Below are 14,488 nucleotides of genomic sequence, written 5' to 3' on the forward strand. Positions count from 1 at the left end.
TCCTTCCTTTTCCCGGCAGAGGCCGGGGCTCAGTAGCGGGCCGTTGCGTTGATCGAGTACAGCACCCTCCTGCGCCGTGCGTCGCTCCTGGGCCCCGGCCTGCGCCGGGGAAGCGAACGCGTTTGGGCGGGGTTCAAGACCCGCACCGGCGCGATCGTCACCGCGCTGGCCGTCGCGCTCCTCGCCTTCGTCGCGATCGACTACGCCACGCTTCCCCCGCCACTCCCTGGCTACGCGCAGGTTCGCGCCGCGTGGCACCCGTCCGAGGCGTGGCTCTACGATCGCAACGGCGCGCTGATCGACAGCGCGCGCGTCGATTTCGCCGCACGCCGCCTCGCCTGGACACCGCTGCCGCAGGTTTCCGCCGTCACGCGCGACACGATCGTCGGCGTCGAGGATCGCCGCTTCTTCCATCACGGCGGCGTCGACTGGCTCGCCTTGCTCGGCGTCGCGCGCGACCGCGCGCAGGGGACACGCGCGCGCGGCGCCAGCACGCTGTCGATGCAGGTCGCCGGCTTCCTCGCGCCCGATCTCGCGGTGCCGGGGCAGCGCCATTTGTGGGACAAGCTCCGCCAGATGCGCGCCGCCTGGGCGCTCGAATCGCATTGGTCGAAGGACGAGATCCTCGAGGCCTATCTCAACCTTGCCGGTTTCCGCGGCGAGGCGCAGGGGATCGGCGCGGCGGCGCTCGGGCTGTTCGGCAAGACCCCCGACGCGCTCGCGCGCGACGATGCACTGCTGCTCGCCGCGCTCCTCCCCGATCCGCAGGCCGACCCCGCGAGCATCGCGCGGCGCGCCTGCGCGGTCAGCCACGAGCGCGATTGCGCGCGCTTTGCGGGCGAGGCGGCGTCGATGCTCGGCCCGGCGCGCAGCCTTCAGCTCGACCCCGGCCTCGCGCCGCATCTCTCCGACCGCTTGCTCACCAAACCCGGGCTCAAGGTCACCACCACGCTCGACCGCCGCATCCAGAGCCTCGCGATCGTCGCGCTCAAACGCCAGCTGCAGGGCCTCGGCGGCGCGCGCGCGCGTGACGGCGCGGCGGTGGTGATCGACAATGCAAGCGGCGACGTGCTGGCCTATGTCGGCGGGATCGGCGGCGCCTCGACCGCGCCCGCGGTCGACGGCGCGAACAGCTATCGCCAGGCCGGATCGACGCTCAAACCCTTCCTCTACGCTGAGGCGATCGAGAAGGGCTATCTCACCCCCGCCTCGATCCTCGACGATTCGCCGGTCCAGCTCGACACCGCTTCGGGGCTCTACGTCCCGCAGAATTACGATCGCGGGTTCAAGGGTCCGGTGTCGGCGCGCGCGGCGCTGGCGGGGTCGCTCAACGTACCCGCGGTGCGCACTTTGCTGCTCGTCGGGGTCGACGCGTTTCGCGATCGGTTGTGGGACACGGGGTATCGCGGGCTGGTCGAGGATGGCGACTATTACGGCTTCTCGCTCGCGCTCGGCTCGGCCGAAGTCACGCTGCTCGAACAGGCCGCGGCCTATCGCAGCCTGGAGCAGGCCGGCCGCTGGTCGCCGCTGCGACTGACGCTCGATGCGCCACGCGAGACGCCGCACGCCATCACGACACCGCAGGCCGCGTGGCTCGTCGCCGACATGATGGCCGATTCGAATGCCCGCGCGGTGACCTTTGGGCTCGATTCGGCGCTGCACCTGCCGTTCTGGGCGGCGGTGAAGACGGGGACGAGCAAGGCGCTGCGCGACAATTGGTGCATCGGCTTCACGCGAGAATATACGGTCGCAGTGTGGGTCGGCAATCTCGAGGGCGATTCGATGCGTGCGGTGTCGGGGGTCAGCGGTGCGGCGCCGGTGTGGCGCGACATCATGCTCGCGCTCAACGCCGACACGCGCGGCAGCCCGCCCCCGCGCCCGACGGGAATCGAAGCGCGCGCGATCACCTTCGCGAATGCGATCGAACAACCGCGCACCGAATATTTCCTCGCCGGAACGGGCCAGTCGCAGATCGCCGTCGCACCCGCCGAATCGCGCCGCCCGCGGATCACCAATCCGGTGTCGGGCAGCGTCTATGCGATCGATCCCGACATTCCGCCCAACCGGCAGCGGCTCTCGGTCGACGTGTCGGGGGCGGTAACGGCGCATCGGCTGTGGCTCGACAAGACCGATCTAGGCGCCGCCGATTCGCAGCCGCAGATCATCGCCGGACCGGGACTCCACCGGCTGCGGTTGACCGATGTCGCCGGACGTGTCGTCGATCAGGTGCTCTTCACGATCCGCTGAAAAAAACGGCGGCCGCCCCCTTTCGGAGACGGCCGCCGCCCGTGACGAACAGTCTTAGCGGTAGAAGCCGCGGATCACCTGGACGACATAGCCGCGACGCGTGTCGACGAGGATCACGTCGTTATAATGCCGCACCCATTGCTGGCCAAAGCCGGCGCGCGGCAGGCGATAGCGCCACGGATCGGCGATGATGTAGCGCCCGCCATAATACGCCGGTGCGATGCGCAGGCCCGGACGGAACGCGGTGTAGCGGAACGGGGCGTTCCAATTGCCGCGGGCATAATAGTTCGGGTTGCGGTCACGCCAGCCACGCCAGTCGTCGCGGCCCCAGGCGCGGTCGCGATCGCGCAGATCCTCGCGATATTCCTGGCGCGCGTCGCGAACGTCTTCGCGTTGGTCGCGAATGTCACGGCGGTCGCCGCGCATCCGCGCGTCCTGCAGGTCACGCTGCTCCTGGCGGATGTCGCGACGGTCGCGTCGCAGCTCTTCGTTCGACTGCGCACTTGCCGCGACGGGAACCAAGGTCGCCGCCATCAAAGCGGTGAGAATGAGTTTACGCACTGTATCCTCCATATTCCGGCTGGCCAGAGAACGGCCGGGCCATGGAGCGTGTTTTGGCAGCGCGCGACTGAACGGAATGCGAATGCGCTTGTCAGCAATCCGTCAGGAACGGCGTGCAGCGTTACGGCGTGTCGCGACCGCCACCGGTGTTGCTCTGGCCGCCCTGGCCACCGCCGACCGCGCCAACGGTGCCGATATTGCCGAACAGTTCATCGAAGAAGCTGCGCTTCTTGCCGAGCGTCGGCGTGGTCTTGCCCGACGGGCTGATCGACGCGACTTGCTCGACGCCCGATTTGCGCACCGCGGTGACATTGCCCCTCTCGTCGAAGCTGATGCGCAGCGTCGTCTGCTCGCGGACCTTGGGGTTGTTGTACGCAAAATTGCGCGTCTCGCGCGACACGTAATACCAGTCGCCCTGGTTGAATTCGGAAGTGAAGCTGGGCTTGCCGAGCGTCGCGAGCACCGACTGGCGGTTGTCGGTGCCGGCCTGGACCGAGTTCACGAGATCGGCATCGATGACATAGCCCTGGTGCGACTTGAGCGGCACGCAGGCGCTCGCCCCGAACACGCACGATGCGAGGAGGGCGGCAGCCGTCAACTGGCGGACGGACTTAAGGCTCATCGACACTCTCCAAGGCACCAAAGCTGGCCACGACGCATTGCACCCGCGGACACGAAGCCTCAATATGCCGGGAAAGGCGACCAAACAAGGGCGCGAAGGGACACGAGAGATTTGGGCTGGTTTTCGAAGCTGCTGGGGCGGACGCCCGACGATACCGCGATGCTGCTCTATGATCGGGTGATCGCACTGGCACGCGCGCCGCATTGGTATGAATCGGGTGGTGTTCCCGACACGCTCGACGGCCGGTTCGACATGGTCGCGGCGGTGCTGTCGCTCGTGCTGCTGCGGCTCGAGGACGTTCCAGAGGCCGGCCCGGCAAGCGCGCGGCTGACCGAGCGTTTCGTCACCGACATGGACGGGCAATTGCGCGAAAGCGGGGTCGGCGACATCGGCGTCGGCAAGCATATCGGCAAGATGATGGGGATGCTCGGCGGGCGGCTCGGCGCGTATCGCGACGGGCTGGCGGCGGGCGACCTCCACCCGGCGCTTGCGCGCAACCTGTACCGCAGCGGTCTGCCCGATGCCGCCGCGATCGCCCATACCGAGGCCGCCTTGTTCGCGCTGCGCGACGCGCTGGCGGAACGACCGACCGAGTCGGTGATCGCAGGAGATATTGCATGAGCACCCCCGAATTTTCGCGGCTGGAGCGGATCGACACGATCGGCGAGGGCGAGCGCAGCATCGCGATCACCGCGAGCGAGGCCGAACGCGCCGCGCTGGCAGCGCGATTCGGTCTGGTGTCGGTCGACCGGCTCGAGGCGACGTTTCGGGTCAAGCGCGATGCGGCGGGGATCGTCGCGCGCGGCGCGGTCAGCGCGGCGGTCGTCCAGGCGTGTTCGGTGACCGACGAGCCCTTGCCGCAAAGCGTGTCGGAGGATGTCGCGTTGCGCTTCGTCACCGAACAGGAGGCCGCCGCCGAGGAGGAGATCGAGCTCGATCTCGATGCGCTCGATACGATGCCGTATGATGGCGCGGCGATCGACCTCGGCGAAGCGGCGGCGGAAACGATGGCGCTCGCGCTCGATCCGTTCCCGCGCGGGCCCAATGCCGCGGCGGCGTTGCGCGCAGCGGGCGTGATTAGCGAGGAAGAGGCCAAGCCCGCGGGTGCGCTGGCGGGGTTGAAGGGCTTGTTCGGGAAGGTGTGAGGCTCAGTCTTCGTCGGGTCCGAGCGTCGGATCGAGATCTCGCGGGCGGACGAAGCGCGTCAGCCGTCCGCTCCCGCCAGCAAGCGTCGCCCATTCGCCCGCGAAGCTGATCTCGGCGATCGTCGCGGTCGGATATTTCGCCTCGAGCGCGACGCGCAGCGGTTCGTCCGAATCGGGAACGAGCAGCATCGCGAGATCCTCGAGCCCAGGATTGTGCCCGACGAGCAGGAGGTGCGCCGCCTCGGCGGGCGCTTCGTGGACGATATCGAGCAAGGTCACTGCCGAGGCGAGGTAGATGCGCCGGTCAAAATGGGGCGCGAGCGTGCGGCCATAGCTGCTCTCGACCTGTTCGAGCGTCTCGACGACGCGCACCGCCGGCGAGGCGACGACATGGTCGAACACGCCGGCGGCATTGCGCAGATGGCCACCGATCAGCGCCGCCGCACGCTTGCCCTTGGCGTTGAGCCCGCGATCGTAATCGCGCAAAGCGGGATCGTCCCAGCCCGATTTGGCGTGGCGGAGCAGCGTCAGCGTCTTGGTGCCGGCGGTCATGCTAAAGTCTCCGTCAGGCGGGTTCGCGCGCCTCATGCCCCGTTTGCACGGCGGAGGGAAGCGCCCCCGCACGCGCAACCGCTTCGTCGAGCGTGCAGCGCGTAATCTTCACCCCCGGCGGGAACGCGGTGAGCAGGCGCGACGGCATCGCTGCGGAAAGCAGCACGAACAGTCCGTGGTCGTCGGCGCGGCGGATCAGCCGGCCGAACGCCTGCGCCATGCGCGCGCGGACGATCCGGTCGTCGTAGCGGCTGCCGCCTCCGGCGAGCCGCCGAGCGGCGTGAAGCACGGTCGGCTTGGGCCACGGCACGCCCTCGAGCACGACGAGCCGCAGCGAGCGGCCGGGCACGTCGACCCCGTCGCGCAAGGCATCGGTGCCGAGCAGCGAGGCGGCGGGATCGTCGCGGAAGATGTCGACCAGGGTGCCGGTATCGATCGGGTCGACATGCTGCGCATAGAGCGGCAGGCCTTCGCGGGCGAGGCGGTCGGCGATGCGGGCATGGACTCCGCGCAGCCGCCGGATCGCGGTGAACAGCCCGAGCATCCCGCCGCCGCTCGCGACGCCGAGCTTGGCATAGGCGTTGGCGAGCGCGCCCATGTCGCCGCGCTTGACGTCGGTGACGATCAGCACCTCGGCCTGGTCGGCATAATTGAATGGCGATGTCGCGGCGAAGCGGCTCGCGCCGCGCAACAGATGGTTGGCGCCAGTGCGCGACTCGGCGACGCCCCAGCCTTCCTCGCCATCGGTCCCGCCGCCGCGCAGCGTCGCCGAGGTGACGAGCACGCCGTGCGCTTGCTTGAGTACGGTTTCGGCGAAGGGCCGCGTCGGGTCGAGCCAGTGGCGGTGGAGACCGATATCGTATTCGCGCCCCTCGACTCGGTCGACCGCGAGCCAGTCGACGAAATCGGGCGAGGCCGGCCCGCCGATTCGGGCAAGCAGCGACAGCCATGCCGCGACCGTCTCGGCGCGCCAGCCGAGCGAGGCGACAGCACCTTCGATCCGCGCGCGCGCCTGGCCGTCCATCCAGTCGGGCCCTTCCTCGAGCACCGCCTCGAGCCGGCGTCCGAGCGCGACGAGTGGCCGGACGAGCGCATCGAGCGCATGCGCGGCGGGGCCCGCGGCTTCAACCAGCCCGGGGTCGGGCTCGGCGAGTTCGGTCTCGAGCGCATAGCCCGCATCGCCTTCTGCCTCGGCGCGCGCGTAGGTCAGTCCGCGGACGGCCGCGAGCAGCGTTTCGATCGGGCCGAACGGCGCGCCTTCGCCGATCCGCTGGAGCCAGCCGTCGCTCGCCAGACCCTGCGCCGCCGCCACCGCATCGGCGATCGCGCGTGCGCCGCCCTCGTCATAGCTCGCCACGTCGGAAAGACGCGCGGCAAGCCCGCGCCGCCGCCCGCGTCCGCCCGATTCGGGGCCGAGCACCCAGCGGCGGAGTTCGATCGTCTCGGATCCCGTCAGCGCGGTCGAGAACATCGCGTCGGCGGCATCGAACAGATGATGGCCTTCGTCGAACACGTAGCGCGTCGGACGCGTCGATGATTCGCGCCCGCGCGCGGCATTGACCATCACCAGCGCGTGGTTGGCGATGACGAGATCGGCGTCGGCGCTGGCGCGCGCGGCCTTTTCGATGAAGCACTTCCGGTAATGCGGGCAGCCGGCATAGACGCACTCGCCGCGCCGGTCGGTCAGCGCGGTCGCGCCGTTGCGACGGAACAGCGTGGGCAGCCAGCCGGGCAGATCGCCACCGACCATGTCGCCATCGGCGCTATACGCCGCCCAGCGCGCGACGAGTTGCGCGAGGATCGCCGCGCGGCCGGCGAAACCGCCCTGCAGCGCATCTTCGAGATTGAGCAGGCAGAGGTAATTCTCGCGCCCCTTGCGCGTGACGACTTTCGCGCGGCGCGTCACGGCGTCGGGGAAGAGGCGTGCGCTTTCATGGCCCAACTGGCGTTGCAGCGCCTTGGTGAAGGTCGATACCCACACCGCGCCATCGGCCTTCTCGGCCCAGAGCGAAGCGGGGGCGAGATAGCCGAGCGTCTTGCCGATCCCCGTACCGGCCTCGGCGAGCACCATGTTGGGTGCGCCATGCGCCATGCGCGGGCCGAACGCCTCGCGCGCGGCCTGGGCATAGGCGCGCTGGCCCGAGCGTTGCTCGGCGGCGCTCCCGGTGAGCCGCGCGAGCCGCGCCTGGGTCTCGTCGGCATCGAGCGTTACGGTGCGCGGCTGTGGGCGCGGCGCGCCTTCGGACCATTCGCCGAGTTTCGAGAACAGCCAGCGTTCGGCGACGTCGGGGGTCTTGAGCCGCTGCGCGAGGATCGGCGCCCAAGTCCAGCGCAGTTTGAACAGCGATTGCGCCGCGGTCCATGCGCCCTCGCGTTCGGGCCAGTCGGTGCCGGGCTCGGTCATGCCGAGCAGCGCCACCGCGGCGTCGCGCAGGAAGGCGGCGATCTGACCGTCCTCGCTCGGAGCTTCCAGCCCTGCAACGCGCGCTAAGCCGCGCGGCGTCGGCACCATGAAGCGCGCGGGGCACAGGAAGGCGAACAGTTCGAGCAGGTCGAGCCCCGACAGGTCGGCATAGCCGAGCCGCTGCCCGATCAACGCTGCGTTGAGCAGGATGACGGGGGTATCGGCGGCAATGCGGATCGCCTCGCCGCGTCCGATCGGTCGCGTGCCTTCGGCATCGGCGATCCAGATGCCGCTGTGGCTCGCATGGAGCGCGGGATAGGGGAGCGCGGTCACGCTGGGTATATCGCGTAGGGGGAACGGAATGGCAACGTTGGAGGGGCGGGTTTGCTCGCTGCGCTAGCAGAAATTGCGGTTCCCCGGCGGAGGCTGGGGCCTAGGAGAGAAGGTCCTCGTCTTCGGGCGCAGTGCCGGCTTGCGGCCGTTCCGCGACTGGGCGCCGGCCTTCGCCCGGGGGAAGCGTTTTTTTGGGTAGCGTCGAGCCCCTATAGAATGCCGCGTCCGTCGATCGTCAGTTCCGGCAGCGTCGCACTGCATACTTCCCCTGCGAGCGGCACAACGCGATGATCGCCGAAGCGCCCGTCTCGCGGCTTCCAGAATTGATGTATCTCGCCTGTTTGCAAAGCTACGACCCAATATTCCGGGACAGTCTCGTGCGCATACATCGCGCACTTTGCGCCCAGGTCACGCGTAATGCTGCTGTCCGCCACTTCGATCACGATCGCGATGTCGCGGCGTTCATAGTAACGATCATCCAAACCGCCGATCGCGACAATGACGTCGGGCTCGGGCAGATTGTGCGGCGAAAGCGCGAGGGTCGCTTCCGAAAATGCCGCGAAATCGGATCCGATCGCTTCCAGCGCGAGCTGCAAGCGGAACGTCAGCTGGCTTTTGACGCGGCTGTGTCGACGGAATTCGCCGTTCATGACCTCGATGACCCCCTCGATCAATTCGGCCTTGTGGTACGCATCGAACACGCCCGCGCGGTTTAACAGCTCGAAGTCCTCGATACGAAGCTTCAAGGGGTGCGGCTCCGTCAGGGGCAGCTGCATGTTCATGGGCGCAAGCATAGCATTTGCGCTCGCGCGCCTAAAGCGTCAAACGCGGGAGCATCATGACCGACACAGCCCTCCGCACCGCCGCATTCGACTCCAAGGCCTGGCCGTATGAGGAAGCGCGCAAGCTGCTCAAGCGCTATCCCGATGGCAAGCCGGGCAACCAGCCCGTCATCTTCGAGACGGGCTATGGTCCCTCGGGCCTGCCGCATATCGGCACCTTCAACGAAGTGCTGCGCACGACCATGGTGCGCCACGCGTTCCAGACGCTGTCGGACGCGCCGACCCGGCTGATCGAGTTCAGCGATGACATGGACGGCCTGCGCAAGGTGCCCGACAATGTCCCCAACCAGGCGATGCTGACCGAGCATCTCGGCAAGCCGCTCAGCCGCATTCCCGATCCGTTCGAGAAGTTCGAGAGCTTCGCGGCACACAACAATGCGATGCTGCGCGATTTCCTCGATCGCTTCGGGTTCGAATACGAATTCATCTCCTCGGCCTCGCAATATGAGGCTGGCGTGTTCGACGATGCGCTCAAGGGCGTGCTGCGCCATTACGCCGGAATCATGGGCGTGATGCTGCCGACGCTGCGCAAGGAACGCGCCGCGACCTATTCGCCGATCCTGCCGATCAGCCCCAAGACCGGGGTGGTGCTCCAGGTCCCGGTCGAGGTGGTCAATGTCGAGGAGGGCACGATCCGCTTCACCGACAGCGACGGCGAAGTGCTCGTGCAATCGGTGCTCGGTGGCCAGGCCAAGCTGCAGTGGAAGGTCGACTGGGCGATGCGCTGGGTCGCGCTCGGCGTCGATTACGAGATGTACGGCAAGGATCTGATCGACAGCGGCGTGCAGTCGGGCAAGATCGCGCGCGTGCTCGGCGGTCGCCCGCCCGAGGGGCTGATCTACGAGATGTTCCTCGACGAAAAGGGCGAGAAGATCTCCAAGTCGAAGGGCAATGGCCTGACGCTCGAGCAGTGGCTCGATTATGGCACGCAGGAGAGCTTGTCGTTCTTTGCGTACCGCGAGCCCAAAAAGGCCAAGCAGCTCCATATCGGCGTCATCCCGCGCGCGGTGGACGATTATTTCCAGTTCCGCGCCAGCTACGCCGCGCAGCCGGTCGAGCAGAAGCTCGGCAATCCGGTGCACCACATCCATGACGGCGACGTGCCGGGGACGAACCCGCCGGTCACTTTCGGCCTGCTGCTCAATCTCGTCGGCGTGCTCGGCGCGGGCGCGACCGCGGAACAGGTCCACGGCTATCTCAGCAACTATGTCGAGGGCGCCATCACGCCCGAGCTCGACGCGCTGATCGGCCATGCGCTGGCGTACAACCGCGATTACGTCGCGCCGACGCTCCAGCGCCGCAAGCCCGAGGGGATCGAGGTCGCAGCGCTCGAACGGCTCGACCATGAGCTCGCTGCGGTGCAGGCCGACAGCTCCGCGGTCGATCTGCAGAACATCGTCTATGCGATCGGCAACGAAGGCGGCTTCGAACCGCTGCGTGCCTGGTTCGGGGCCTTGTACGAGACGCTGCTCGGATCGAGCCAGGGGCCGCGGATGGGGAGCTTCATTGCGCTCTACGGGGTCGAGAATACGCGCAAATTGATCGCCGAGGCGCTCGCTCGCTAAGCGTACTTGCGGCCATGCGGGGTCGGCGCGGGGTCGGCGCGGGCCGATCCCGCTGGTCTTTGTGCGGCGCGGCGATAGGGTAGCGCGATGACCAAGCGCAAAGCCTCTGCGCCGTTCCGCACCGTGCGGTCGGCGCTCCGCACCTTTCTGCATCAAGAGGCGGCGGGCGGGATTGTCTTGATGGCGACCGCGGCGCTGGCGCTGATCGTCGCCAATTCTCCGCTCGCTGCGCCCTATTTCGCGCTGCTCCACCATGCCACCGGCCCGACGCTGGCGCCGGCGATCGGCCCGATGACGGTCCATCTGTGGATCAATGACGGCCTGATGGCGGGGTTCTTCCTGCTCGTCGGGCTCGAGATCAAGCGCGAGCTGATCGACGGGCAATTGGCGAGCCCGGCGCGGCGGCGCTTGCCGATCATCGCGGCGGCGGCGGGGATGGCGGTGCCCGCCTTGGTCTATCTCGCGATCACCGGTGGCGCCGCGGACTTGCAGCCCGGCTGGGCGATCCCGGCGGCGACCGACATCGCCTTTGCGATCGGCGTGCTTGCCTTGCTCGGCAGCCGCGTGCCGCCCGCGCTGAAACTGTTTCTGACGACGGTCGCGATCGTCGACGATTGCGGCGCGGTCGCGATCATCGCGCTCGCCTACAGCCACGGCATCGACTGGATCGCGCTTGGCGGTGCGGTCGGCGTATTGCTGGTGATGTTCACCTTGAAGCAGCGCCGCGTATGGGCGCTGTGGCCATATCTGATCGGCTTTGCCGCGCTCTGGTGGCTGATCCTGCTGTCGGGCGTCCATGCGACGATCGCGGGTGTGCTCGCCGCGACGATGATCCCGATCACGCGCTCGCCCGGCGCGCCCGACGACGTACATTCGCCGCTCCACCGGCTCGAACACGCGCTGAGCCCGTGGGTGGCGTTCGGCATCGTGCCGTTGTTCGCGCTCGCCAATGCCGGTGTATCGCTTGGCGGCGTGAGTCTCGCCACGCTCGGCGATCCGCTCGTGCTCGGCATTGCGGGCGGGCTGTTCCTCGGCAAGCAAGCGGGAATCATGGGGGGCGTCGCGCTTGCCGAGCGGCTCGGGATCGCGCAGCGCCCCAAGGGGATGCGCTGGATCCAGCTCTACGGCGTCGCGTTGATCGCCGGGATCGGCTTCACGATGAGCTTGTTCATCGGCGGGCTCGGCTTCCCTGACAGCCCGCATCTGCAGGACGAAGTGAAGATCGGCGTGCTCGCAGGTTCGATCGTCTCGGCGATCGCGGGCTTTCTCATCCTGCGCTATTGGCCGGTACGGAGGACGCATGCGTAATTTCTTCTCGCTCGCGCAGCTTGGCCATGCGCCGGCGCGCGAACTGCACAATGGCGGCTTTACCGCTTATGCCGAGACACCGTCGCGCGCGCAGCGGATCGCGGAGGCGATCGGCGGGGCCGAGGCGCCGCGCGATCACGGCATGGCGGCGATCGCGGCAGTCCACACCCCCGACTATCTCGCTTTCCTGCGCGAAGCCCCTGCGCGCTGGGCGGCGGCGGGGCGGCCCGGCGACGCGATGGGCTATGTCTGGCCAATCGTCGGCCGACGCGCGCTCAAGCTCGATCGGATCGACGGCCAGATCGGGCGCTACAGTTTCGACGCCTCGACCCCGCTCACCGCGCAGACTTGGGATGCCGCCTATTGGAGCGCGCAAAGCGTGCTCGCCGCGACGCACGCGGTGCTCGACGGCGACCGCGCCGCCTTCGCCTTATGCCGGCCGCCGGGCCATCATGCCGGGGCGGATTATTATGGCGGCTATTGCTACCTCAACACCGCCGCGATCGCCGCGCAGGCGGCGCGCGATGCCGGGGCGCGGCGCGTCGCGATCCTCGACATCGATTATCACCACGGCAACGGCACGCAGGACATCTTCTGGGAGCGCGGCGACGTGTTCTACGCGAGCATCCATGCCGATCCCGCAACCGACTATCCCTTCTATTGGGGCCATGCCGACGAGACCGGCGACGGCGACGGGCGCGGGGCGTCGCTCAACCTGCCGCTGCCGCACGGCACGACGCTCGACCCGTTCCGCCGCGCGCAAGGCGTGGCGCTCGATGCGATCACGCGATTCGCGCCTGATCTGCTGGTGCTGAGCTTCGGCGCGGACACGTGGGAGGGCGACCCGATCTCGCACTTCAAGCTGACCAGCGCGGATTATGCGGTGCTCGCGCGCGACATTGCGGCATGTGGCTGGCCCTGCGTGATCGCGATGGAAGGCGGCTATGCGCTCGACGCGCTCGGTGCCAATGTCGAGAGCCTGCTTAGCGGATTTTAGCCGCGATTGCCGGTGTCTTCTTGGGTCCACAGCGCGTAGGCTTTGACTTATGTTGGCCGAGTTCCGCGTTACGTTCTCCTTTCGGTCCGCCATTCGGGCGGTGCTGATCGGCATGCTCGTTTTTGCGGCCTCCGCTGCGGCGATCCGCTTCACGCGCTTCGGCGGCGGACCCGCCTGCCTGTGGTTCGCCACCGCGATCCTGATCGTCGAACTGGTGGTGCGGTCGCCCCGCGCCTGGCTCTTGCCGGTGACGGCCGCGATGATCGGGGGCGTCGTGGCGACGGGGCAGTTCGGGATCGGCTATGGCTATGCGCCACTCGTCACCGCGTGCACGATCGGCGAAGCGATCCTCGCGGCATGGCTGTTGCGGCGCGGGCGCGGCAGCGGGGCCGATCTCGGATCGCTGCGCGGCGTCTTCCTGTTCATCGCGGTGACGGGCGGGATCGCGCCCGCAGTCTCCGGGATCGGCGGTGCGGCGACGATCGCGCTGGCGACGCCGACGGGTTTCGCCAGCAACTGGCTGAGCTGGTATCTCGGCCACGCGCTCGGCAATCTCACGCTCGCACCGGTCGTGCTGCTCGCGCTCAATGGCGAGATGTTCGCCGGGATCGCGCGTATGCGCTTGGCACGCAAGCTCGAGGGCGCGGGGCTGATCCTGGTGACGATCGCGGTGACGCGGCTCGTTTTCGGCCAGGAGACGTTTCCGTTGCTGTTCGTGCCGCTCCTCCCGCTGATGATCGCGGCGTTCCGCTTCGGCCGGATCGGCGGCGCGATCACGATCGTGATCCTCGCGACGATCGGCGCGACGTTCACGATCGGCGGGAGCGGCCCGATCCGCATGATCAGCGGCGGCACGTACGAACGCGTGCTGTTCCTGCAATTCTATCTGGCGACCGCGGTCGTCATGACCTTGCTGATCGCGGCCGAGCTCAACCAGCGCAGGCGACTGGTGGTCGCGCTGCGCGCGAGCGAAGCGCGCTATCGCCTGATCACCGACAAATCGACCGACATCATTCTGACGCAGACCGTCGCGGGCGTGATCGATTATGCCTCCGCCTCGATCCTCCCGCTGGCGGGCTATGAACCGGCTGACCTGATCGGCGTCGCGGCCGGAACGCTCGTGCAGTCCGAGGATCTGCCGATCGTGACCAAGACCATCCGCGACGCGCTCGCGAACCCGGCGGCGACCTTCATCGTCGAATATCGCGGGCGCAAGGCTGACGGGACGATGCTGTGGTGCGAAAGCCATACGCGCGCGATCACCGACGAGGATGGCAAGGTCGTCGGCACCGTGAGCGCGATTCGCGACATTTCGCGGCACAAACAGCTGCAGGCTGCACTCGCGCAGGCGGCGCAGACCGATCCGCTGACGGGAATCGTCAATCGCCGCGCGTTCGACGTGGCGCTCGATCAGCGCCTCGCCGATGTCGCGGCGGGACGCGGGATCGGCGTGTGCGCGGTGCTCGATCTCGACTTCTTCAAGCGCGTCAACGATCGCCATGGCCATGATGCGGGCGACCGCGTGCTGTGCACCTTCGTCGACGTCGCCCGGCGCTCGCTGCGTGCCGAGGACTTGATCGCGCGGCTCGGCGGCGAGGAGTTCGCGCTGATCATCTGGAACGCCGACTTGGCGGAGGCGCATGCGATCTGCGAGCGTTTGCGGCGTGAGGTCGCCGATCTGTCGGTCACGACCGGGTTCGGCGAGGATATCCGCTTCACCTTCAGCGGCGGGCTGGCACTGCTCCGCGCGGGGCGTTCGCGCCAGCATATCCTGCGCCATGCCGACGAAGCCTTGTACCGCGCGAAGAACGCCGGGCGGAACCGGCTCGAACTGTCGAGCTAAGCGCACAAACGAAAGGGGCGGCGCGACCCGGTCGCACCGCCCCTTGCTACGCGAGGTCGCCCTCGCGCT

General features: G+C 68.2%; 12 protein-coding genes. 7 read left to right on the forward strand and 5 right to left on the reverse strand.

All coding sequences use genetic code 11. The features are described from left to right. The first annotated feature begins 153 nt into the window (after positions 1 to 153). A complete protein-coding gene (pbpC, locus tag ABIB28_RS08145) occupies positions 154 to 2,247 on the forward strand; it encodes a penicillin-binding protein 1C (protein ID WP_354287866.1) in 2,094 nt (697 codons plus the stop codon). Positions 2,248 to 2,301: 54 nt separating this feature from the next. Here the strand turns inward: pbpC and ABIB28_RS08150 are convergent, their stop codons facing one another. Both ABIB28_RS08150 and ABIB28_RS08155 read right to left on the reverse strand, forming a co-directional pair. Then, complete coding sequence (locus ABIB28_RS08150; RefSeq protein ID WP_133191184.1) at positions 2,302 to 2,808, reverse strand: RcnB family protein; 507 nt, start codon at positions 2,806 to 2,808, stop codon at positions 2,302 to 2,304. A 121-nt stretch (positions 2,809 to 2,929) separates the two neighbouring features. After that, the gene (locus tag ABIB28_RS08155; protein ID WP_354287693.1) at positions 2,930 to 3,430 is read right to left on the reverse strand and encodes an outer membrane protein assembly factor BamE; all 501 of its coding nucleotides are present in this window, start codon (positions 3,428 to 3,430) and stop codon (positions 2,930 to 2,932) included. A gap of 111 nt (positions 3,431 to 3,541) precedes the next feature. Between ABIB28_RS08155 and ABIB28_RS08160 the strand changes: the two genes are divergently transcribed. Then, the gene (locus ABIB28_RS08160) at positions 3,542 to 4,051 is read left to right on the forward strand and encodes a ubiquinol-cytochrome C chaperone family protein (protein ID WP_502958221.1); all 510 of its coding nucleotides are present in this window, start codon (positions 3,542 to 3,544) and stop codon (positions 4,049 to 4,051) included. After that, positions 4,048 to 4,575: a YceD family protein gene (locus tag ABIB28_RS08165; protein WP_133191180.1), complete on the forward strand. Its 528-nt coding sequence runs from the start codon at positions 4,048 to 4,050 to the stop codon at positions 4,573 to 4,575. The genes ABIB28_RS08160 and ABIB28_RS08165 overlap by 4 nt, the downstream gene beginning before the upstream one ends. A 3-nt stretch (positions 4,576 to 4,578) precedes the next feature. Here the strand turns inward: ABIB28_RS08165 and ABIB28_RS08170 are convergent, their stop codons facing one another. From ABIB28_RS08170 to ABIB28_RS08180, 3 genes are all read right to left on the reverse strand, one after another. Further along, complete coding sequence (locus ABIB28_RS08170) at positions 4,579 to 5,127, reverse strand: SixA phosphatase family protein (RefSeq protein WP_354287695.1); 549 nt, start codon at positions 5,125 to 5,127, stop codon at positions 4,579 to 4,581. 13 nt (positions 5,128 to 5,140) lie between these two features. Next, positions 5,141 to 7,864: an ATP-dependent DNA helicase gene (locus ABIB28_RS08175; RefSeq protein WP_354287697.1), complete on the reverse strand. Its 2,724-nt coding sequence runs from the start codon at positions 7,862 to 7,864 to the stop codon at positions 5,141 to 5,143. Between the two features lie 209 nt (positions 7,865 to 8,073). Further along, positions 8,074 to 8,640: a Uma2 family endonuclease gene (locus ABIB28_RS08180; protein WP_354287699.1), complete on the reverse strand. Its 567-nt coding sequence runs from the start codon at positions 8,638 to 8,640 to the stop codon at positions 8,074 to 8,076. 62 nt (positions 8,641 to 8,702) lie between these two features. Here ABIB28_RS08180 and ABIB28_RS08185 point away from each other — a divergent pair, with 62 nt between their 5' ends. The 4 genes from ABIB28_RS08185 (at position 8,703) to ABIB28_RS08200 (ending at position 14,419) form a co-directional block, all read left to right on the forward strand. Beyond that, entirely contained in the window at positions 8,703 to 10,271 is a 1,569-nt protein-coding gene (locus ABIB28_RS08185) for a lysine--tRNA ligase (RefSeq protein WP_354287701.1), read from the forward strand. 87 nt (positions 10,272 to 10,358) lie between these two features. Continuing rightward, entirely contained in the window at positions 10,359 to 11,579 is a 1,221-nt protein-coding gene (gene nhaA, locus ABIB28_RS08190) for a Na+/H+ antiporter NhaA (RefSeq protein ID WP_354287703.1), read from the forward strand. Continuing rightward, positions 11,572 to 12,576, forward strand: a complete 1,005-nt coding sequence (locus ABIB28_RS08195) for a histone deacetylase family protein (RefSeq protein WP_354287705.1) — start codon at positions 11,572 to 11,574, stop codon at positions 12,574 to 12,576. The genes nhaA and ABIB28_RS08195 overlap by 8 nt, the downstream gene beginning before the upstream one ends. A gap of 49 nt (positions 12,577 to 12,625) precedes the next feature. Next, on the forward strand, positions 12,626 to 14,419 hold the full coding sequence (locus ABIB28_RS08200; RefSeq protein WP_354287707.1) for a sensor domain-containing diguanylate cyclase: 1,794 nt from the start codon (positions 12,626 to 12,628) through the stop codon (positions 14,417 to 14,419). The last annotated feature ends 69 nt before the right edge of the window (positions 14,420 to 14,488 follow it).

The sequence above is a fragment of the Sphingomonas sp. UYEF23 genome (assembly GCF_040546165.1).
GTDB classification, from domain to species: Bacteria; Pseudomonadota; Alphaproteobacteria; order Sphingomonadales; family Sphingomonadaceae; genus Sphingomonas; species Sphingomonas glacialis.

Coding starts and splice junctions, on each gene's coding strand:
- ABIB28_RS08155 (WP_354287693.1), bottom strand. CDS start 3,430: ATGAGCCTTAAGTCCGTCCGCCAGTTGACGGCTGCCGCCCTCCTCGCA.
- ABIB28_RS08165 (WP_133191180.1), top strand. CDS start 4,048: ATGAGCACCCCCGAATTTTCGCGGCTGGAGCGGATCGACACGATCGGC.
- ABIB28_RS08170 (WP_354287695.1), bottom strand. CDS start 5,127: ATGACCGCCGGCACCAAGACGCTGACGCTGCTCCGCCACGCCAAATCG.
- ABIB28_RS08180 (WP_354287699.1), bottom strand. CDS start 8,640: ATGCAGCTGCCCCTGACGGAGCCGCACCCCTTGAAGCTTCGTATCGAG.
- ABIB28_RS08185 (WP_354287701.1), top strand. CDS start 8,703: ATGACCGACACAGCCCTCCGCACCGCCGCATTCGACTCCAAGGCCTGG.
- nhaA (WP_354287703.1), top strand. CDS start 10,359: ATGACCAAGCGCAAAGCCTCTGCGCCGTTCCGCACCGTGCGGTCGGCG.
- ABIB28_RS08195 (WP_354287705.1), top strand. CDS start 11,572: ATGCGTAATTTCTTCTCGCTCGCGCAGCTTGGCCATGCGCCGGCGCGC.
- ABIB28_RS08200 (WP_354287707.1), top strand. CDS start 12,626: ATGTTGGCCGAGTTCCGCGTTACGTTCTCCTTTCGGTCCGCCATTCGG.